This window comes from Leptotrichia sp. oral taxon 218 (assembly GCF_018128225.1).
Classification (GTDB): domain Bacteria; phylum Fusobacteriota; class Fusobacteriia; order Fusobacteriales; family Leptotrichiaceae; genus Leptotrichia.
This window is the reverse complement of record NZ_CP072377.1, coordinates 197,308-213,166: the sequence shown is the minus strand read 5'-3', so window position 1 is coordinate 213,166 and position 15,859 is coordinate 197,308. Positions and strand designations below refer to the sequence as shown.

Genomic DNA, 15,859 nt, shown 5'->3' with positions numbered 1-15,859 from the left:
TTTATATCTATTTATCTATTTATTTCTTTCGCTTTTTCATGAATAATTTTCGATGTATCTATATCTAAATTTTTTAATTTCTCAATCTTTTTTTCAATTTGAACTTGATTTTTTGGCATACTTGTCAAAAAATTTTTTCTAAAATTATCAATTTCTGCGTCGGAAATATTCAAATTTTGTTCTCTAAATATTTTTTTTATTTCTTCATTCGAAATATTTAAAAATTTTTGAATATTTTCTTCATAAGAACTCTCTTTTTCTTCAGGTTCTTCCACAAACGATTTCATTTTTTCAAAATCTTTTTCTTGATTTTTCAAAATAATATTTTTATATTCAGGATTTCTTTTTTCTCCAAAAATTGGAGTTCTAGAAAAATTTAAATTAATTAATAAAATTACAAAATAAATAATTAACGCTAAAATTCCTATAAAAATATATTTTTTAGGAAGTTTTACTCCTTTTATAATAATTTCATCTTCCAGCGATAAAATAAAATCAATAATTTTTTTCTTCATTATTTTTTTTCCTTTTTTTATTTTTTTATTTTTTTCTTTTATTTATTTTTGATATTTTCTTTATTTTCTCCTAATTTTTTAAACTTTAAATATAATAATTTTTCAAAAAATGTTTTAAAATCTTTTCGCTCAATTTCAACTATTTCAAATTCTGCCATTTCATAAATCAAACTTTTTAATTCTGTTTCTGGCAAAAAATTAATTGGAATTTTATTTAAGACCGAAATTGGATTTCTCAAAAGAATAATTACTTTTTTTTGAAAATCAAAAAAATTATTTGAATTTATTTCTTTTATTATAAAATCTTGATTTTTTAATGTCACATCAAAATATTCTTTTATTTCTTCAAAATTATTTTTTCCACGAATATATTTTATTTCATAATTTTTTTCTCTTTCAAAAAAATAAAAATTTTTCTTTTTTACTTTTATAAAAATTCTATTTTCTCCATCTAACACAACTCCCAAATAATTTTGCACAACAAATTTTTTCCCATAATTTCCAAATCCTAATTTTTTTATCAAAAATAAAATAACAACTAAAAAAATTAATGTAATAAAATTTAAAAACATAATTCCCACCCTTTTCTAAAAAATATTTTTAATTTTTTTCATAAGCGAACCATTTTCTTCATTTTCCAAATAAAAATTTTCAGTTTTAAAATATTGTCCATCTAAATAAATATCAAATTTAGAATTTTTACTCTAAAATTTTTTACTTCAACTTTTTTCCCAAAAGATTTTTTTCCGCCATAAAAAATAATTTTTTCAAATCCATTCATCAATTTTAAAAACTCAAGATAATTTTTAAAAAATAAACTTTGCACAAAAATTTCATTTTTTGTATTTATATTCAAAAAAATATATTTTATATTTTCTTCTAAAATTCTATGATATTTTAAAAAATTAGAAAATTCATCTAAATTTTTTTCGCTCAACTCAAACGGATTCTTTTTATTAATTTTAAAATTTTTTTTATATTTATATTCCAAATATTCTTTATATAAAACTTCTTTTTCTTCTTTTTTTTCAAAATTTTTTTCATTATTCAAAAAAATTATTTTCCTTTTAAAATTTTTCCCCATAAAAAATTTATATTCATCTTGCAAAATATCAAAATCTGAAACTCTAAAAATTACCCCATCCAAAAATAAATTTACACAACTAATTTCATCAAAAAAAACGACCGTCGCAAATCTCTCAAAATTTTTATTTCCAAACTTTTGTGAAAATGGAACAACAAAATTGAATTTTTTTAAAAGTAAAAAATAAACTTTGATAAAAATAAATTCTCTGTCAAAAAAAAATTTTTTATTTTTTAAATTTTTATTTTTATATTCTTCAATAATGCTATAAATATCATTCAAAAAAATTCCCACAACTTTTTGATTCTTAAAATTTTTATTTTTTTTCAAATTTTTTATTTTAAAATTAAAAGAAAAACTTTTATTTTTTTTCTCAATTTCAAATTTTTTTTCTTCACACAATTTTTTTATCTTTTTTTTTATTTTTTCTTTTTCTTTTTCTTCAAATTTTCTTTTAAATTCTTCTTTAGATTCTTCTCTAGATTCTTCTTTAAATTTTTCTTTATTTAAAAATTTTTTTATTTTCTTTTCTAAAATTTTTTCAAACTCAATTTCAATTTGCACTTTTTGAAAATCCGTTATTTTTTTTATCAGCTCAAAATCATTAAATTTTACACTCTTTTTTTTTATTGTTCCATCTTCACAAGAAACTCCCACAACAAATTCTTTAAGTTCATCAATCAAATTTTTAAAGACAACACTTTTTGCAATTTCAAAAAAACTAATTTTTTTCGTATTTATATTATAAAATTCAAAATTTACAAAATAAAATTTAATTCCATTTTTTATAATCAAATTTTTTTTTATAATTTTTTCAAAATTTTGAAATACTAATTCTTTAAATATTTTCTCTTGCGAAAAATTTTTTTCATAAAAAATATTTTTTTGATTTTTAAATAAATTTTCAGGAATCAAAATTAATTTTTTTCTCACATCAAAAAATATTCTAGCCTTATAAAATCTTTTTGCCAATTCATAAAAATTTTTTTCTTTTTTATTTTTTTCAAAATCAAAATTCAATTTCAAATTTTTTAAAATCGAAATTTCTGCTAAAAATTTTTCTTTTTTAAAAACTTCTTTCCCATTTTCAAAATAAATTTTTTCATATTCAAAATTTTCTTTTATAAAATTAAAAATTTTCATAAAAATATAAATTTCGATAATTTTATTTTTTTTTATTTTATTTTTAAAATTTTCTTTTTTCTCAAAATTCTCTCTTATTTCTTTATCAGTTTCTTCATCAATTTCTTCAAAATATTCAAATTCTTCATATCTTTTTTTATAAATCAAAAATACTTTTTCAAAAATTTTTTCTGAAATTTCCAAATAATATTCATCCAACTTTTCATCGACAACTTCCAAATTCAAATTTTCATACCCAAAATAATTAAAAAAATCTAAAACACTCAATTTATAGTCCACATTTCTATTATCTTTTTTATTTTTTAAAAAACAATCTCTATCTTTTATTGTCATCTCAAAAATAATTTTCTTTCTCTTTTGAATTTTTGAAATTTGCTCCAAAAAAAATTTATTAATTTCATTTTGTTTTTCAAAATCATTTGTCCCATAAATAATTTTAGGATTAAAAATCAAATTTTCTTTTCCAAATGAATCTTTTTTTATTTCACAATTCAAAATATTTTTTATATCATTAAAATAAATACTCACATTCCAAAGTTTTTCAATATTTCTAAAACAAATTTTATAATTTTCTTCCATTTTTCTAATTTTCCCCTTTTCCCTTTCAAAACTTTAAAATTTTTTATTAAATTTTTTTATTTTAATTTCAAAAATATTTTATTATTTTTTCCAAAGTTTTTTCATCAATCAAAAGTTTCATCTCAAATTTAAAATCCTTTTTTTTAAGAACTCCAAAATATCTTGAATCAAACGAAGTCGGTGTATCTCCCATAACAAAAAATTCATCTTTTCTTAAAACATAACTTTCTTCTTTTTTTATATTTTTATTTTCGTTCAATCCTTTTATCTTAAAAATTTCCCCCTTTTTTTCCCCATTGATAAAAATCCCGCCATTTCTATTTTCTATTTTATCCCCACAAACTCCTACAATTCTTTTAATCAAATAAATTTTTTTCAGTTTATTTTTATTCGGAAAATTTTCCAAATATTTCAAATACTTTTTGTCAAGTTCAAACAAAACCAAATTATTTTTTTTATATTCTGGAAAAAATTTTTTAAAATAAATCCCCTTTGTAAGACTATTTGTCACATTGTAAGTAAATCTTGAAAAAATAAAAATTATACTAAAAAAAACAAATATTATAACTAAAAAAATATTTTTTTTGAAAAAATTTATCATATTTATTTTAACTCCTTTTTAATTTTAATTTATTATAACATTAATTTTAAATTAAAACAAGATTTATTTTTAAATTTTAAAAAAATATTTAAAATTTTGAAAAAAATATTTGACAAATTTATAAATTAAATGTATAATGTAATCAAGAAATATTTGTAATTATTTCAATTTAAAAATAATAATCATTTATAGTTAAATAATAAAATCAATTGTCAGAAAATTTCTCTATTTTTCATTAACCGATTTTTGTTTTTCGGTTTAGTGTAAATTAATTTCTCTAAAATAAAAATTTTTAATTTGATTTATTTAACTATAAATTCAAAAATTAAAACTTAGGAGGAATAAATATGTCATTAATTGGAAAAAAAGTTGATAATTTTACAGTTCAAGGTTATCAAAATGAAACTTTCAGAGAAGTAAACTTTGAAAAAGATATTTTGGGAAAATGGAGCATTTTTATGTTCTATCCAGCAGATTTCACATTTGTTTGCCCAACAGAATTAGAAGATTTGGAAGATCACCACAAAGAATTAAATGATTTGGGATTTGAAGTTTATTCAGTAAGTACTGATACTCACTTCACTCACAAAGCTTGGCACGATCATTCAGAAGCAATTAGCAAAGTAACTTTCACAATGCTAGGAGATCCAAAAAAAGAATTAGTTAAAATCTTTGATGTTTTGGAAGAAGAATCAGGAATGGCTTTCAGAGGAACTTTCGTTGTAAACCCTGAAGGAAAAATCGTTGCTTATGAAGTAAATGACGGTGGAATCGGAAGAGATGCTTCAGAATTAGTAAGAAGAGCAAAAGCTGCAAAATTTGTACACGACAATCCTGGATTAGTTTGCCCAGCTAAATGGAAAGAAGGAGAAAAAACATTAAAACCTGGATTAGATTTAGTAGGTAAAATTTAATTCATAAAAAAATTATCCACAATTTAAAAATATAAAATGATTTAAGGGAGTTTTTCTCCCTTATTTTCAATAAATAAAAAAAATATAAATAAAAAAATAAATAATAGAAATTAAATTAAATTAAAAGGAGTAAAAATGGCTTTATTAGATAAAAATATTGTAGAACAATTAAAGGGGTATTTTAATAATATAAACGGAAATATCGAAATGGTGGCTTTTTTAGACGACAGTGAAAAATCAAAAGAATTAGATAGTTTTTTAACAGAAGTTGACGCCATTTCAGACAAAGTTAATTACGCAAAAAAAACTTTTGGAAGTGACGCTGATTTTGAAAAAACGCACAATATCACAAGACCTATTTCATTTACTTTGTTAAAAGATGGAAAAAAATCTGGAATTAACTTTAACGGAATTCCTGGAGGACACGAATTCAATAGTTTCATTCTGGCAATACTTGGACTTGCTGGCATGGGTAAAAAATTGGAAGGAGAACAATTAACTAAAGTTGAATCTGTTACAAAACCTTTAAATATTGAAACTTATGTTTCTCTTTCTTGTACAAAATGTCCTGAAGTTATTCAAGCATTAAATATAATTTCTATGGCAAATGAAAATATCACAACTTCATTAATTGACGGAGGAGTTTTCACTGAAGAAGTTACTCAAAAAAATATTCAAGGTGTGCCAGTTGTTTATATCAATGGAGAAAAAGCTTCTGTTGGAGAAAAAACAATTGAAGAATTGATTGATATTGTTACAAATGCCTAATAACCTAAAACAATTTATATAATTTAAAAAGAAGCTATTTCATAAAATTATCTTATGAGATAGTTTCTTTTTTTATAATTTATTACTTTTTCTAAACAAATCTTTTACCCTCAAATTATTTTTTCTCGCTTTTAAAATCCAAGAAATCGATCCTTGTACAAAATACAAAATTCTTAGCCAATTTGGATTTATATAAATATCTTCATCACTTTTGAAATTTAAAATATTGTCAGAAAACTTTTCTAATGCTATACCTAAATTTTTCAGAGGTCCTTTACCCAATTTACATTTTTTCAAATATGGCAACAACTCTCCTGCACCCACGCCAACTCCTTGCCCCCATTTTGCCTGAACCTTCTTGCACCAGTTCTTCATCTGCAGAATTGCTAAATGATTTTGTTTTCCTTCATAAAATCCATTATTAACCACACAATAAATTTTACTTCCAGACTTTATAACTTTTTCCTTCTCAAATTCTACAAGTAATTTTAACAAATTGGATGGAATTCCATCAACATATAAAGGAAAAAGAAATATTAAAACATCGCTATTGTAGATTTCATTTTTCATTTTATCATTTAACTTAAAAGAAATTGAATAATATTTTTTTATTTCATTTTCTTTAAATAAAGACGAAAGATAGTTTCCTAATATTTCAGAATTACTTTTAACTGCTTTTGGACTTCCATTTATTACAGTGATTTTCATATTTTATCATTCTCCCTGATCTTCTAAAAAAGAAACCTTAAAATTTTTTACATCTAAATTCACACTATTAGCCTTTACTATTTCTTTAGCCGCCATTTTTTCACTTTGTGTCAAATTTTCTCCATAAAAATATACATTTAAATCAAATCTCGTTTTATTTCGTGCGATATGATGCATTTCCTTATTCTTAAATTTAAAAAATGGCAACAAATATGGAATTGTCCTATCCAGCACATTTTTTACAAACGGACTATAAGAACCATAGACACATTGACTTATAATCACAACTTTGTCTGATTTTGAATATAATTTTGCTAAATTTTCATATCCATCCCTAATTTTACATTTCCCAGGAGTTTTAATCCAGCATTCAAAGCACCCCATGCAGCTTTTAATTTTATTATTATCACAAATTATAAACATATCTTCATCAGCTATTATTTTCTTTTTATTTATACTTTCTTTTATTTTATCTATAATTTTTTCTTTTTTTTCAATTTTCCACTTCAAATTTTTCAATTTTTCATTATCTAAATCATGTATAATCAATTCCATTTTCTCACCTTATTTAAGATTTAAACTCATATAGCATAACAACTTTAAAATTTCATTTTAATATTACTTTACTATACAAACTGATTTTATTATCTCTTCTATTTTTTCTTCCCAAATTTCAGAATATGTTATATCATTCATAATCATTATTGTTACTAATCCCTGTACCAACGCCCACATTGCTATAATTTTATCTTGCATAGCCTGATTTGGCACTCCCATTTTTTCAAGTATTTTTATCGCCTCGATTTTTAATATACTAAAGGCTTTTTCGTTATTATTTTCTATTTCTGAAAACTTTGAAAATAAATCTATTTTCATATTTTTTCTTGAAATCATAAAATGATAATATCTGTGATTCTCACAAAAAAACATAACGTATGTTTTTCCTAATTTTACCAGTAAATTCTCTTGATTTTCATATTTTTTCCTTGTTCTATCAAGTTCCGCCGCCAATATTCCCCATATATAATCGCTCATTGCGTAAAGCAAATCACTTTTTTTCTTAAAGTATGTATATGGTGCCGCATTACTTACCCCGCACATTTTAGCTACTTTTCTTAAAGATAATTTTTCTTCTCCTTCTTCATTTATCACCTCTATCCCTTTTTCAATCAATTCTTCCCGTAAATTCCCATGATGGTAACTTTTTTTAATTTTTTCCATATTTAAATTCCCCCTAACTTTCATTATCTTATCACTGTAAAGATTATACACCCAAATCTTTACACTGTCAAGTTTGTTTTAAAATTTTATTACTTCTTTTTACCTGGGCTTAGTACAAATAAATATTTTTATAAAATTTATTGGATAAAAAATTATTTTAAAAATTCAAATTATATTCAATATAAAAAAAAATAATCGCTGTCTTTTACAACAACGATTATTTGAAAATATAGCTTTGTTTTTTTATAATTTCTATTTTTCCTTCTTCTAATAATTCTAAAATTAACATTTTAAATTCATCTATGTACTTTTTTCAAATTACTTTTCTTAAACTAAGTTTTAATAAATAGAAAACAAGTTTTCAAATTATTTGTCCAAGATTTTGGGTACACTCCACATTGTTGTACAATTTCTTCCAAGAAGTGAATATCCACCATTTAATACCGAACCTCGAGAATCTAATACTACCTTAACTATGCAATTTCTCCATAATACATTATACGGTTCAGAATACCTCAAATAGTATTTTCCACCCTTATGATTTTTTTTGTTTTTTAAAAAGCATCTACTCCAATTAATATCATAATTATTAATTCAATAACAGTTGAAATCAAAAGAACTGGAACTTTAATATTACTATTTTCTTTTCTCAGAATGATAATTTTTAATCCATAAAATATTATTATTAATATTAATGCTATCGAATATAAAATGTAATAAACTGAATTTTCTAAACTTTTTATTCCAATAGACACGTAAAATAATGTCCAGATATATAAAATATAGCATGAAATTATTATTAACAATATAGAAAATAATTCATCAAAAGAACTATAATTTTTAAATTTAGATTCTATGGCGACTTTCCATTTAAAATAATTTGTAAAAAATACTACTGTAAAAAATAAACAATATATTATCATTATTTTTTCCCTCCACGGCTTCTTTCCATATATTCTAAATATTGTTTTACTTCTAAACTGGACAGTCCTTTTAAATTTTTTTCTTTTTCCACATCATCTTTCTTCTTTAAATCTTTGTCAGTTTCCTTCTCTTCCTCCTGTTTTACTCCCCAAGCCTCAGGTTTTGGCACACAAATCGGACGTCCTTCTGGCAGCATATCCCATATTTTTTTTATATTCCCACTGGAAATACACCTCTTTTCTGTTTGCTTTTAAATTTTATTCATATTCTTTAATTTTTTTGCTGAGATTCTATCATACTTTTCATAGAGTTGTAGTTAAAACAGCTTTTAAGCAATCTAATTATAAATCAATTATTTAAACCATTGGGAGAAGAAAAACTAAAATGTCTTCCCTTTTTCTAATTCCTAAATGTTAGTTTCTCCATTTAGTATATGATTAAAATCAAAATTTCGAGTAATAGAATTTTTTTGATAAGTATAACTAGAATTCTTTAGTCAATTCAGAATATGATTTAAATCTCATTAAGTTCTAAAAATTAAAATAGATAAATATCATTTTCTACTATTTCTGTACTTATTTTTATAATATCTTTTATAAGTTCTGATAATTTTACATTAATTTTCCTTAATTTTTCCATTTTTTCTTTATCGTCCCAACCATAAGAATCGCTTAAAAGATTATAATCTTCTAAAGGATCATATTTCCCATAACTAGCTCTATATCTTGTCCAGTTTAATATTTCTTCTTTTAATTCATCTTTAAAATTTTTCGGAATTTTCTCTAGCTGTTCATATATTAAACAATTAACTAAATACAAATAATACTGAATATTTAATCCATTTGATTCTTTTAATTTCATTTCCTGAATAGAATTTTTTCTTACTTCCAAAAAATTTTCTATTGTCTTTTTTAATTTTAAATATATTTCCAATTTTTTCACTTCCTAATCATATTTATCCTATTTAACATATTCAAAAAATTTCAACTCCAGGTATTCTAGTATTAGGTAAAAATATTTTGATTTATTTCTAGTCCATTCACCTGTTCTTGTGTTAACCCAATAAGGCTTAGCCTTCTGTTGTCCTCCCTATTCTCTATCAGATCCCTCAGCTTCATTATATATAAATTTAAACTTCTAGATAAATTTTGGGTGCAGTATGCTATTTCAAGTTTATTTAATTTCTCCAAGGTATAAGATCATTTATATAAATTTCAATACTAAGTTTTTTTATTTTATGTGTTAATTCTCCAACTTTTATATTAATCTGTCTTATTTCTTCATTTTTTTCCGAATCTTTTCCGTATGAAGTAACAGATACAAAATAATAATCTAATAATGGATCAAATTTTCCTAAATTTTGACTCCATTTTCGAAATTCTTCTTCTATATCCTTTTTTACATCTTCACGAAATCTGCTAATTTCTCCATATACTAAATAGTTAACTATACATAGATAACTTATTAAGGATAAACTATGTGACTCTTTAATATCTTTTCTATTGTTTAAATTTTTTCTTAGTTCTAAAAATTCTTCTATTGCTTTTTTTAATTCTAAATATTTGTTCATGTTATTTCCCCTTGTATAATATAGTTAGTCTTTCTTTTAAATGTTTTTTTACATTCATTTGTACTCATAATATTTAACTTGCTATATATTTTTTTTATTATATCATATTTCTTTATATTTGTATATTTCTGCTTTATGTTTCTAGACTTTCAAACCTTTACTGCAAGGGTAATGAACAATCCTGTAAAAATAAAAAAGAAAAAATATAGTAATTATGAAAAATATTTATTAATCAATTATCAAACAACCTTATTATAAAAAATTATTTCTATTTTTTAAATGGAGTTTAATATAAAAATCCTTATAAAATAAAAAAGAGAGCGTCTAAATGCACCCTCTTCAATTATTTTCTGACAATAATGAGTTTATATTAAAACTTAATTTCACAAAAAACTTTATTTTTTTACTTTTTCCACATCATCTTTTTTCTTTAAATCTTTATCTGTTTCTTTATCTTCCTCCTGTTTTACTCCCCACGCTTCTGGCTTAGGCACACAAATCGGACGTCCTTCTGGCAGCATATCCCATATCTTTTTTAATATTCCCATTAGAAATACACCTCTTTTATGTTTACTTTCAAATTTTATTCGTATTTTTTAATTTTTTTATTGAAATTCTATCAGTTACAGTTAACATAGCTTTTAAGCAATCTAATTATAAATCAATTATTTAAACATCTTGGTTCGATGTTTATATTTATTCATATTTTAGGATTTCTAAAATTATTTTTTTCTAAATAATGAGCAAATTTCCATAATTAACATTTCCACTCCTGTTTCCATTTCTATTTTACCAGTCTTTATGTCTTTTTCGATTTCCCAGCATCTAAAAACTAATTTTTTTAAACTGGCATTTGTGTAATTTCGCTCCAGTTCTATTTTTTTGAAAATTACATAGGAATTTGGGATTCTGTTATTGGATTTGAAAATTTCTTTTATTTCTTCAAATTCAATTTTAAAAGTGTTGTAATTTTTACTGAATTTTCGCCCTTTCACTTTTAACGAGCTTATTTTGTACATTATTTCAAGTTCACTGTAAAGAGAATACAAAATTCCCATATATTCCTTCTTCTGCTCCAAATATCTCATTACATCCGCTGGCTTATTCAACAAAATATTCCGTGTCATCTCATAAATCCGATATTCCTTTTCAACCGACACAACATTTTTTATTTTTTTAATATCAAATTTCTCTCCATTCAAAAAAATCTTAATTTTCTCCACTTCATTTCTAACTTTAAACGGATTATTTCCAATCATCTCCAGAAGCAATGCCAGATCCCTGCCATTTATTCCCAGTTCATTCACAATATAGGCCCGTATTTCCTCTTCAGTCTCCTTCTGAAACAAAAAGACTTTCATTTTCCTATTTTTTTCCAACTCATCCAGCAACTTTTTTAACTTCGCCCCAAATTTCCCATCTTCCTTGTCATAATCAATAATAATTTCCTTATTTACTATCTCAAGATTTGCTATGTATTTCAAGATTTCCTCAATATTTTTCAGTTTTTCTGCCCTTTTTAACACAACCAGTTCCTGACTTGAAAATATCGAATTAATATTAATCTTCTCCAAAAACTGCTCATTTTCCTTCAGATCCACATCAAAAAAACTCTCACTAATCCCCACATTTTCCTTCCGTATTTTCTCCAAAATCTCGAAATACTTAAATTCCCTCTGCTTTTTCCCTCCAATAAAATAAATCATTTATTTCCTCACACTTTTAATCTAAAACCTAAAAAATATTTTCTAATTTTATTTTTTTAACTTATTAATTCAAACAACTAATTCTTTGGCACATCATAAACCTGACGACAAATTGGACATTCTAAATATTCTTTTCTACCACTTATTGGAAAAACTGGTATCCAAAACAAAGTAAACCAGTCACGATATTCCATAAAATTCCAGTCAGATGTGTTGTTACATCTTGAACAATGACAGTTTTCTAGTGTTCCTAAATTTTTAAATTTTCTTTTTGTTCCGAATATTAAAATCATTCTGGATACTTCTCCTTTATTTTTTACATTTTTTGACAAGGGGTCAAGACCCCTTGCTAATCTTTTAATTATAAAATTTTTTTTATTACTAATCTTCTTTTTCAACTTCCAGCAATTTCAATCTCAAATCATCTTCAAGCACTTGTTCTTCAATTCCTGCAGGTGCTCCAGTCATCAAGTCTTGTCCTTTATTAGTTTTAGGGAACGGAATTACTTCTTTTATCGAGTCTTCCTTCAACATTGCCATAAGCCATCTATCAATTCCGTAAGCAAGTCCTCCATGTGGCGGAACTCCATATTTCAACACTTCCAAGAAGAATCCAAATTTGTCTTCTAATTCTTCTTGACTAAATCCTAATTTTTCAAAAACTTTCGCTTGTAAATCTTCATCGTGAATTCTGATACTTCCTCCACCGATTTCATAACCATTCAAGACAATATCGTATGAATCTGTCTTGATTTTTGCAAGTTCATTCGTATCAAGATATTTTCTATCTTCCTCCTTAATCGAAGTAAACGGATGGTGTTGCGCTTTATATCTATTTTCTTCTTCACTCCATTCAAACATAGGAAAATCAACTACCCATAAAAATTTAAACGCATTTTTGTCGATTAATTCCAACTCTTCTCCCAGTTTCAATCTCAATGCTCCTAATCCATCATGCACAACTTTATATTTATCAGCTAAAATTAACGCAACTTCATTATTTTTGATTCCCAATTTTTCAATAATTTGTGCCAATTTTTCTTCTGAGAAGAATTTCGCAATTGGAGAATTTATTTCTCCATTTTCATTCATTTTAATATACGCCAAACCTTTTGCTTTAAAGTATGTTTTCACATAATCTTCCAAATCTTTTATATATTTTCTCGAGAATTTTTCCGCATTTGGTGCAACAATTGCTTTTACATTCCCACCATCTTTCAACGCATTTTCAAAAACGCCAAATCCACAATTAGCAGTTTCTTCTGACAAATCAATCAATTTCATATCAAATCTCAAATCTGGCTTATCTGAACCATAAAAATTCATCGCATCATCGTAGCTCATTCTTGGAAATTTTTCAGTAATTTCAATTCCTGTAACATCTTTAAATACTGTCTTTGTCAATTCTTCAGCCATTGAAATCACATCTTCTTGCTCAACAAACGACATTTCCACATCTAATTGAGTAAATTCAGGCTGTCTGTCCGCTCTCAAATCCTCATCTCTAAAACATTTTGCTAATTGATAATATTTGTCAATCCCAGAAACCATAAGTATTTGCTTAAACAATTGTGGTGATTGTGGCAATGCATAAAAATCACCTTTGTTAGTTCTACTTGGCACGATAAAATCCCTCGCTCCTTCAGGTGTCGCTTTTGCCAAAATCGGAGTATCAACATCCAAAAATCCATTTTCATTCATAAATTTTCTAATTGAAAACAGCATATCGTTTCTTTTAATAATATTATTCAACATTTTAGGTCTTCTAATATCCAAATATCTATAAGTCAATCTCATATTTTCACTAAGATTCCCAGTTTCACTAATTTCAAACGGTAACTGTTTCGCACGGCTTAAAACTTCAATTTTTTTCGCTTCAATTTCAATATCCCCAGTTGGAATATTTTTATTTTTACTACTTCTCTCAGCCACAACTCCTGTAACCTTCAAAACCCATTCATTCTTATACTTTTTAGCTTCCTCAAAAAGCTCACTCCCAGAAACTTCCTCATTCAACAAAATTTGAGTAACCCCATATCTATCCCTCAAGTCAATAAACACAAAGTGCCCCAAATCTCTAACTTTAGAAATCCATCCTGACAAAGTCACTTCTTCGCCAATATTTTCCATTCTTAATTCATTTAATTTATAGTCTCTATACATTTTTTATCCTTTCTTTTATTTATTTAATGATTTTATATTTTATTTTCTTATTTTTTCCCAAAAATAGCTCAAAATTTCTCAGTTTCAAATCAATATCAATAATCTGCCTAATTATCGAATAAATTAAAACCATAATATCCCACTTTGAATTCATTATACTTTTCACACCAACAATTATTATGAACAGCCCAGCACATTTCATAACGATATTTTTATATCTTCTTTAAACTTGTGATCAACAAAAAATCTAATTAAACTTGCAAGAATAATAGCAGCACAATTTACTAAATTTCCCAAAGAGTCACTTCATTTCTTTTAAAATATATTCTTCAAATATGTTTTTCTCTAGTATTCCTATTTTCTCCATAAAATCAAACATTGTTTTTACATCTTCAATATTATATTTTTTATCCTTCCTTTTATTCCAATTTTTCAACTTATTGTAAACATTTTCTACCGTTATATTTTTTAAATTTTCATTTTTCAATATAAAGTCAAGTGTCGAAAGCAGTTCAATTTTACTTTCTTTTTCGTATAAATTATTTGAAGAAATATTGTAAAATTTTTTCATATTAATATAAATTTTTACTGCCTTTTTTAAATTTAATTTTTCTTTTTGTAAATTTTCTGTTATATTAGTTTTTAACATTTCTTTTTCAATTTCAGTAATTTTCTTATTACTTGTTCTTGAATATTCTTTTAATTTCAAATACTGTATGTTTAATAATTTTGAAAATGGACCTTTTAATTCCTTTTTAAAATTAAAATAATTACTCTTATCTCCTAAATATATTAACTTTTGAAAAATTAAATCCGTCAATTCAGTTTTTATTTTCATTTTTTTACATTCGATTAAAGCATATGCTATCAAATAATGTCCTTTACCTAATTTTATCTCATTTAATGACGGTTCATAAACCACAACTTTAATTTTTTGAGAAATTCTTTTATCAAATTCCAAAATTTCATTTTTTACTAAATTCCAATCCAACTTACCATTTCCTGCTCCAATCGGTGGTAAAGCTATACTTTTAATATCTAATTTTAAAATTAACTCTTCCAATTTTTTCAATCCAATCTTTATATATTCAATCTTTGAATTTTCTCTCCAATTTCTTTTTGTTGGAAAATTAATTATAATTTTTCCTTTTTCTACCGTATAAACTAAATCTTTCCCAATTTCAATTTCCTTAATTTTACATTTTTTTTCATAATTTTTGAAATTATTTAGATATTTTCTCTTAAATTGATAAGCTAATCCTTTCCCCATTATTCCAACTGTATTTACAGGATTTATTAATGCATCAGCATCACTTTCAAAGATATTTCCTTTTTTAAATTCCATAAAAATCACCTTTTACCTATAAAAATAATTATATTTATCTATAGAAATTTCAACATCAATATTATTATTTTTCAAAATTTTTTTAACTTTTTTTGATTGTTCTTCAGAACAAACTATTATTTTCCAATTAAAATCTATATTTAATCTATCCTCTATTAATATTTCAGACATAAGAAATTGTTGAACTTCTCTATCTTTATAATTCAAACCCCCATTATATTTTGGTAACTTTTCTTCCTCTTTTCTTAAATTTTTAATAAATTCATCTAAATTTTTAAATTCGTGATTATTTTTAGAAATTGGATGATATAAAAAATAATTTAGAGTAATTTTATTTAAAGTTAAACTTTCTGTAGCACAATTTAAAAAAATCATATTTTCTTTTTTATTAACCTTCAAAACACTCCAATTATAAGGAATTCCATATTTTTTTTGTAGATAATCAATATGAAAAGGAATATTATTTTCTAATCCACCTCTTTTTTCAACTATTTCTATATTTGCTGTATCTTTATAATCACATCCTATATTTTTTAATTCATTTCTAGACATTAATCCATTTTTTAAAATACTATCTAAATTTTCAATATGTGTCAAATGATGAATCCACATGAATAA

At 24.0% G+C, this 15,859-nt stretch carries 21 protein-coding genes; 2 read left to right on the top strand and 19 right to left on the bottom strand.

Translation table 11 applies throughout. The features are described from left to right. Window positions 1-11 precede the first annotated feature (11 nt). The 4 genes from J5A73_RS01085 to lepB form a co-directional block, all read right to left on the bottom strand. Entirely contained in the window at window positions 12-515 is a 504-nt protein-coding gene (locus tag J5A73_RS01085) for a hypothetical protein (RefSeq protein WP_211615867.1), read from the bottom strand. Between the two features lie 38 nt (window positions 516-553). Continuing rightward, on the bottom strand, window positions 554-1,087 hold the full coding sequence (locus tag J5A73_RS01080) for a hypothetical protein (protein ID WP_211615865.1): 534 nt from the start codon (window positions 1,085-1,087) through the stop codon (window positions 554-556). A gap of 101 nt (window positions 1,088-1,188) precedes the next feature. Further along, window positions 1,189-3,321: a hypothetical protein gene (locus tag J5A73_RS01075; RefSeq protein WP_211615864.1), complete on the bottom strand. Its 2,133-nt coding sequence runs from the start codon at window positions 3,319-3,321 to the stop codon at window positions 1,189-1,191. 67 nt (window positions 3,322-3,388) lie between these two features. Continuing rightward, complete coding sequence (gene lepB, locus J5A73_RS01070) at window positions 3,389-3,922, bottom strand: signal peptidase I (RefSeq protein WP_211615862.1); 534 nt, start codon at window positions 3,920-3,922, stop codon at window positions 3,389-3,391. Window positions 3,923-4,269: 347 nt separating this feature from the next. Between lepB and ahpC the strand changes: the two genes are divergently transcribed. Both ahpC and J5A73_RS01060 read left to right on the top strand, forming a co-directional pair. Further along, complete coding sequence (gene ahpC / locus J5A73_RS01065; protein ID WP_211615859.1) at window positions 4,270-4,836, top strand: alkyl hydroperoxide reductase subunit C; 567 nt, start codon at window positions 4,270-4,272, stop codon at window positions 4,834-4,836. Window positions 4,837-4,971: 135 nt separating this feature from the next. Continuing rightward, window positions 4,972-5,604: a thioredoxin family protein gene (locus tag J5A73_RS01060; RefSeq protein WP_211615857.1), complete on the top strand. Its 633-nt coding sequence runs from the start codon at window positions 4,972-4,974 to the stop codon at window positions 5,602-5,604. 72 nt (window positions 5,605-5,676) lie between these two features. Here the strand turns inward: J5A73_RS01060 and J5A73_RS01055 are convergent, their stop codons facing one another. From J5A73_RS01055 to J5A73_RS00985, 15 genes are all read right to left on the bottom strand, one after another. Then, window positions 5,677-6,312 (bottom strand): hypothetical protein, encoded by a 636-nt coding sequence (locus J5A73_RS01055; RefSeq protein WP_211615855.1) that lies wholly within the window; start codon window positions 6,310-6,312, stop codon window positions 5,677-5,679. Window positions 6,313-6,318: 6 nt separating this feature from the next. Further along, window positions 6,319-6,867: a flavodoxin family protein gene (locus J5A73_RS01050; RefSeq protein ID WP_211615853.1), complete on the bottom strand. Its 549-nt coding sequence runs from the start codon at window positions 6,865-6,867 to the stop codon at window positions 6,319-6,321. Between the two features lie 63 nt (window positions 6,868-6,930). Then, window positions 6,931-7,533 carry a TetR/AcrR family transcriptional regulator gene (locus J5A73_RS01045; RefSeq protein WP_211615851.1) on the bottom strand — a complete coding sequence of 201 codons (603 nt, stop codon included), beginning with the start codon at window positions 7,531-7,533 and terminating at the stop codon, window positions 6,931-6,933. 366 nt (window positions 7,534-7,899) lie between these two features. After that, window positions 7,900-8,052: a hypothetical protein gene (locus J5A73_RS01040; RefSeq protein WP_211615849.1), complete on the bottom strand. Its 153-nt coding sequence runs from the start codon at window positions 8,050-8,052 to the stop codon at window positions 7,900-7,902. 35 nt (window positions 8,053-8,087) lie between these two features. Continuing rightward, entirely contained in the window at window positions 8,088-8,456 is a 369-nt protein-coding gene (locus tag J5A73_RS01035; RefSeq protein WP_211615847.1) for a hypothetical protein, read from the bottom strand. Next, window positions 8,456-8,653 carry a hypothetical protein gene (locus J5A73_RS01030; protein ID WP_211617472.1) on the bottom strand — a complete coding sequence of 66 codons (198 nt, stop codon included), beginning with the start codon at window positions 8,651-8,653 and terminating at the stop codon, window positions 8,456-8,458. The genes J5A73_RS01035 and J5A73_RS01030 overlap by 1 nt, the downstream gene beginning before the upstream one ends. Window positions 8,654-8,994: 341 nt before the next feature. After that, window positions 8,995-9,390: a hypothetical protein gene (locus J5A73_RS01025; protein WP_211615845.1), complete on the bottom strand. Its 396-nt coding sequence runs from the start codon at window positions 9,388-9,390 to the stop codon at window positions 8,995-8,997. A 244-nt stretch (window positions 9,391-9,634) separates the two neighbouring features. After that, the gene (locus tag J5A73_RS01020; protein WP_211615843.1) at window positions 9,635-10,027 is read right to left on the bottom strand and encodes a hypothetical protein; all 393 of its coding nucleotides are present in this window, start codon (window positions 10,025-10,027) and stop codon (window positions 9,635-9,637) included. Window positions 10,028-10,422: 395 nt separating this feature from the next. Continuing rightward, window positions 10,423-10,575 carry a hypothetical protein gene (locus J5A73_RS01015; protein ID WP_021743305.1) on the bottom strand — a complete coding sequence of 51 codons (153 nt, stop codon included), beginning with the start codon at window positions 10,573-10,575 and terminating at the stop codon, window positions 10,423-10,425. Between the two features lie 174 nt (window positions 10,576-10,749). Next, window positions 10,750-11,733 carry a DNA polymerase III subunit delta gene (gene holA, locus J5A73_RS01010; RefSeq protein ID WP_211615841.1) on the bottom strand — a complete coding sequence of 328 codons (984 nt, stop codon included), beginning with the start codon at window positions 11,731-11,733 and terminating at the stop codon, window positions 10,750-10,752. A 77-nt stretch (window positions 11,734-11,810) separates the two neighbouring features. Beyond that, window positions 11,811-12,026: a zinc-ribbon domain-containing protein gene (locus J5A73_RS01005; RefSeq protein WP_211615839.1), complete on the bottom strand. Its 216-nt coding sequence runs from the start codon at window positions 12,024-12,026 to the stop codon at window positions 11,811-11,813. 88 nt (window positions 12,027-12,114) lie between these two features. Beyond that, entirely contained in the window at window positions 12,115-13,896 is a 1,782-nt protein-coding gene (aspS, locus tag J5A73_RS01000) for an aspartate--tRNA ligase (RefSeq protein ID WP_211615837.1), read from the bottom strand. A gap of 19 nt (window positions 13,897-13,915) precedes the next feature. After that, on the bottom strand, window positions 13,916-14,098 hold the full coding sequence (locus J5A73_RS00995; protein ID WP_249069323.1) for a hypothetical protein: 183 nt from the start codon (window positions 14,096-14,098) through the stop codon (window positions 13,916-13,918). 99 nt (window positions 14,099-14,197) lie between these two features. Then, on the bottom strand, window positions 14,198-15,241 hold the full coding sequence (locus tag J5A73_RS00990; RefSeq protein WP_211615835.1) for a macro domain-containing protein: 1,044 nt from the start codon (window positions 15,239-15,241) through the stop codon (window positions 14,198-14,200). A 12-nt stretch (window positions 15,242-15,253) separates the two neighbouring features. After that, the gene (locus J5A73_RS00985; protein ID WP_211615833.1) at window positions 15,254-15,853 is read right to left on the bottom strand and encodes a DarT ssDNA thymidine ADP-ribosyltransferase family protein; all 600 of its coding nucleotides are present in this window, start codon (window positions 15,851-15,853) and stop codon (window positions 15,254-15,256) included. Window positions 15,854-15,859: the final 6 nt, after the last annotated feature.

Excerpts from the sequence above, each read along its gene's own strand:
- J5A73_RS01085 (WP_211615867.1), bottom strand. The coding sequence starts at position 515 with ATGAAGAAAAAAATTATTGATTTTATTTTATCGCTGGAAGATGAAATT.
- J5A73_RS01080 (WP_211615865.1), bottom strand. The coding sequence starts at position 1,087 with ATGTTTTTAAATTTTATTACATTAATTTTTTTAGTTGTTATTTTATTT.
- J5A73_RS01075 (WP_211615864.1), bottom strand. The coding sequence starts at position 3,321 with ATGGAAGAAAATTATAAAATTTGTTTTAGAAATATTGAAAAACTTTGG.
- lepB (WP_211615862.1), bottom strand. The coding sequence starts at position 3,922 with ATGATAAATTTTTTCAAAAAAAATATTTTTTTAGTTATAATATTTGTT.
- ahpC (WP_211615859.1), top strand. The coding sequence starts at position 4,270 with ATGTCATTAATTGGAAAAAAAGTTGATAATTTTACAGTTCAAGGTTAT.
- J5A73_RS01060 (WP_211615857.1), top strand. The coding sequence starts at position 4,972 with ATGGCTTTATTAGATAAAAATATTGTAGAACAATTAAAGGGGTATTTT.
- J5A73_RS01055 (WP_211615855.1), bottom strand. The coding sequence starts at position 6,312 with ATGAAAATCACTGTAATAAATGGAAGTCCAAAAGCAGTTAAAAGTAAT.
- J5A73_RS01050 (WP_211615853.1), bottom strand. The coding sequence starts at position 6,867 with ATGGAATTGATTATACATGATTTAGATAATGAAAAATTGAAAAATTTG.
- J5A73_RS01045 (WP_211615851.1), bottom strand. The coding sequence starts at position 7,533 with ATGGAAAAAATTAAAAAAAGTTACCATCATGGGAATTTACGGGAAGAA.
- J5A73_RS01035 (WP_211615847.1), bottom strand. The coding sequence starts at position 8,456 with ATGATAATATATTGTTTATTTTTTACAGTAGTATTTTTTACAAATTAT.
- J5A73_RS01030 (WP_211617472.1), bottom strand. The coding sequence starts at position 8,653 with ATGCTGCCAGAAGGACGTCCGATTTGTGTGCCAAAACCTGAGGCTTGG.
- J5A73_RS01020 (WP_211615843.1), bottom strand. The coding sequence starts at position 10,027 with ATGAACAAATATTTAGAATTAAAAAAAGCAATAGAAGAATTTTTAGAA.
- J5A73_RS01015 (WP_021743305.1), bottom strand. The coding sequence starts at position 10,575 with ATGGGAATATTAAAAAAGATATGGGATATGCTGCCAGAAGGACGTCCG.
- holA (WP_211615841.1), bottom strand. The coding sequence starts at position 11,733 with ATGATTTATTTTATTGGAGGGAAAAAGCAGAGGGAATTTAAGTATTTC.
- J5A73_RS01005 (WP_211615839.1), bottom strand. The coding sequence starts at position 12,026 with ATGATTTTAATATTCGGAACAAAAAGAAAATTTAAAAATTTAGGAACA.
- aspS (WP_211615837.1), bottom strand. The coding sequence starts at position 13,896 with ATGTATAGAGACTATAAATTAAATGAATTAAGAATGGAAAATATTGGC.
- J5A73_RS00995 (WP_249069323.1), bottom strand. The coding sequence starts at position 14,098 with ATGAAATGTGCTGGGCTGTTCATAATAATTGTTGGTGTGAAAAGTATA.
- J5A73_RS00990 (WP_211615835.1), bottom strand. The coding sequence starts at position 15,241 with ATGGAATTTAAAAAAGGAAATATCTTTGAAAGTGATGCTGATGCATTA.
- J5A73_RS00985 (WP_211615833.1), bottom strand. The coding sequence starts at position 15,853 with ATGTGGATTCATCATTTGACACATATTGAAAATTTAGATAGTATTTTA.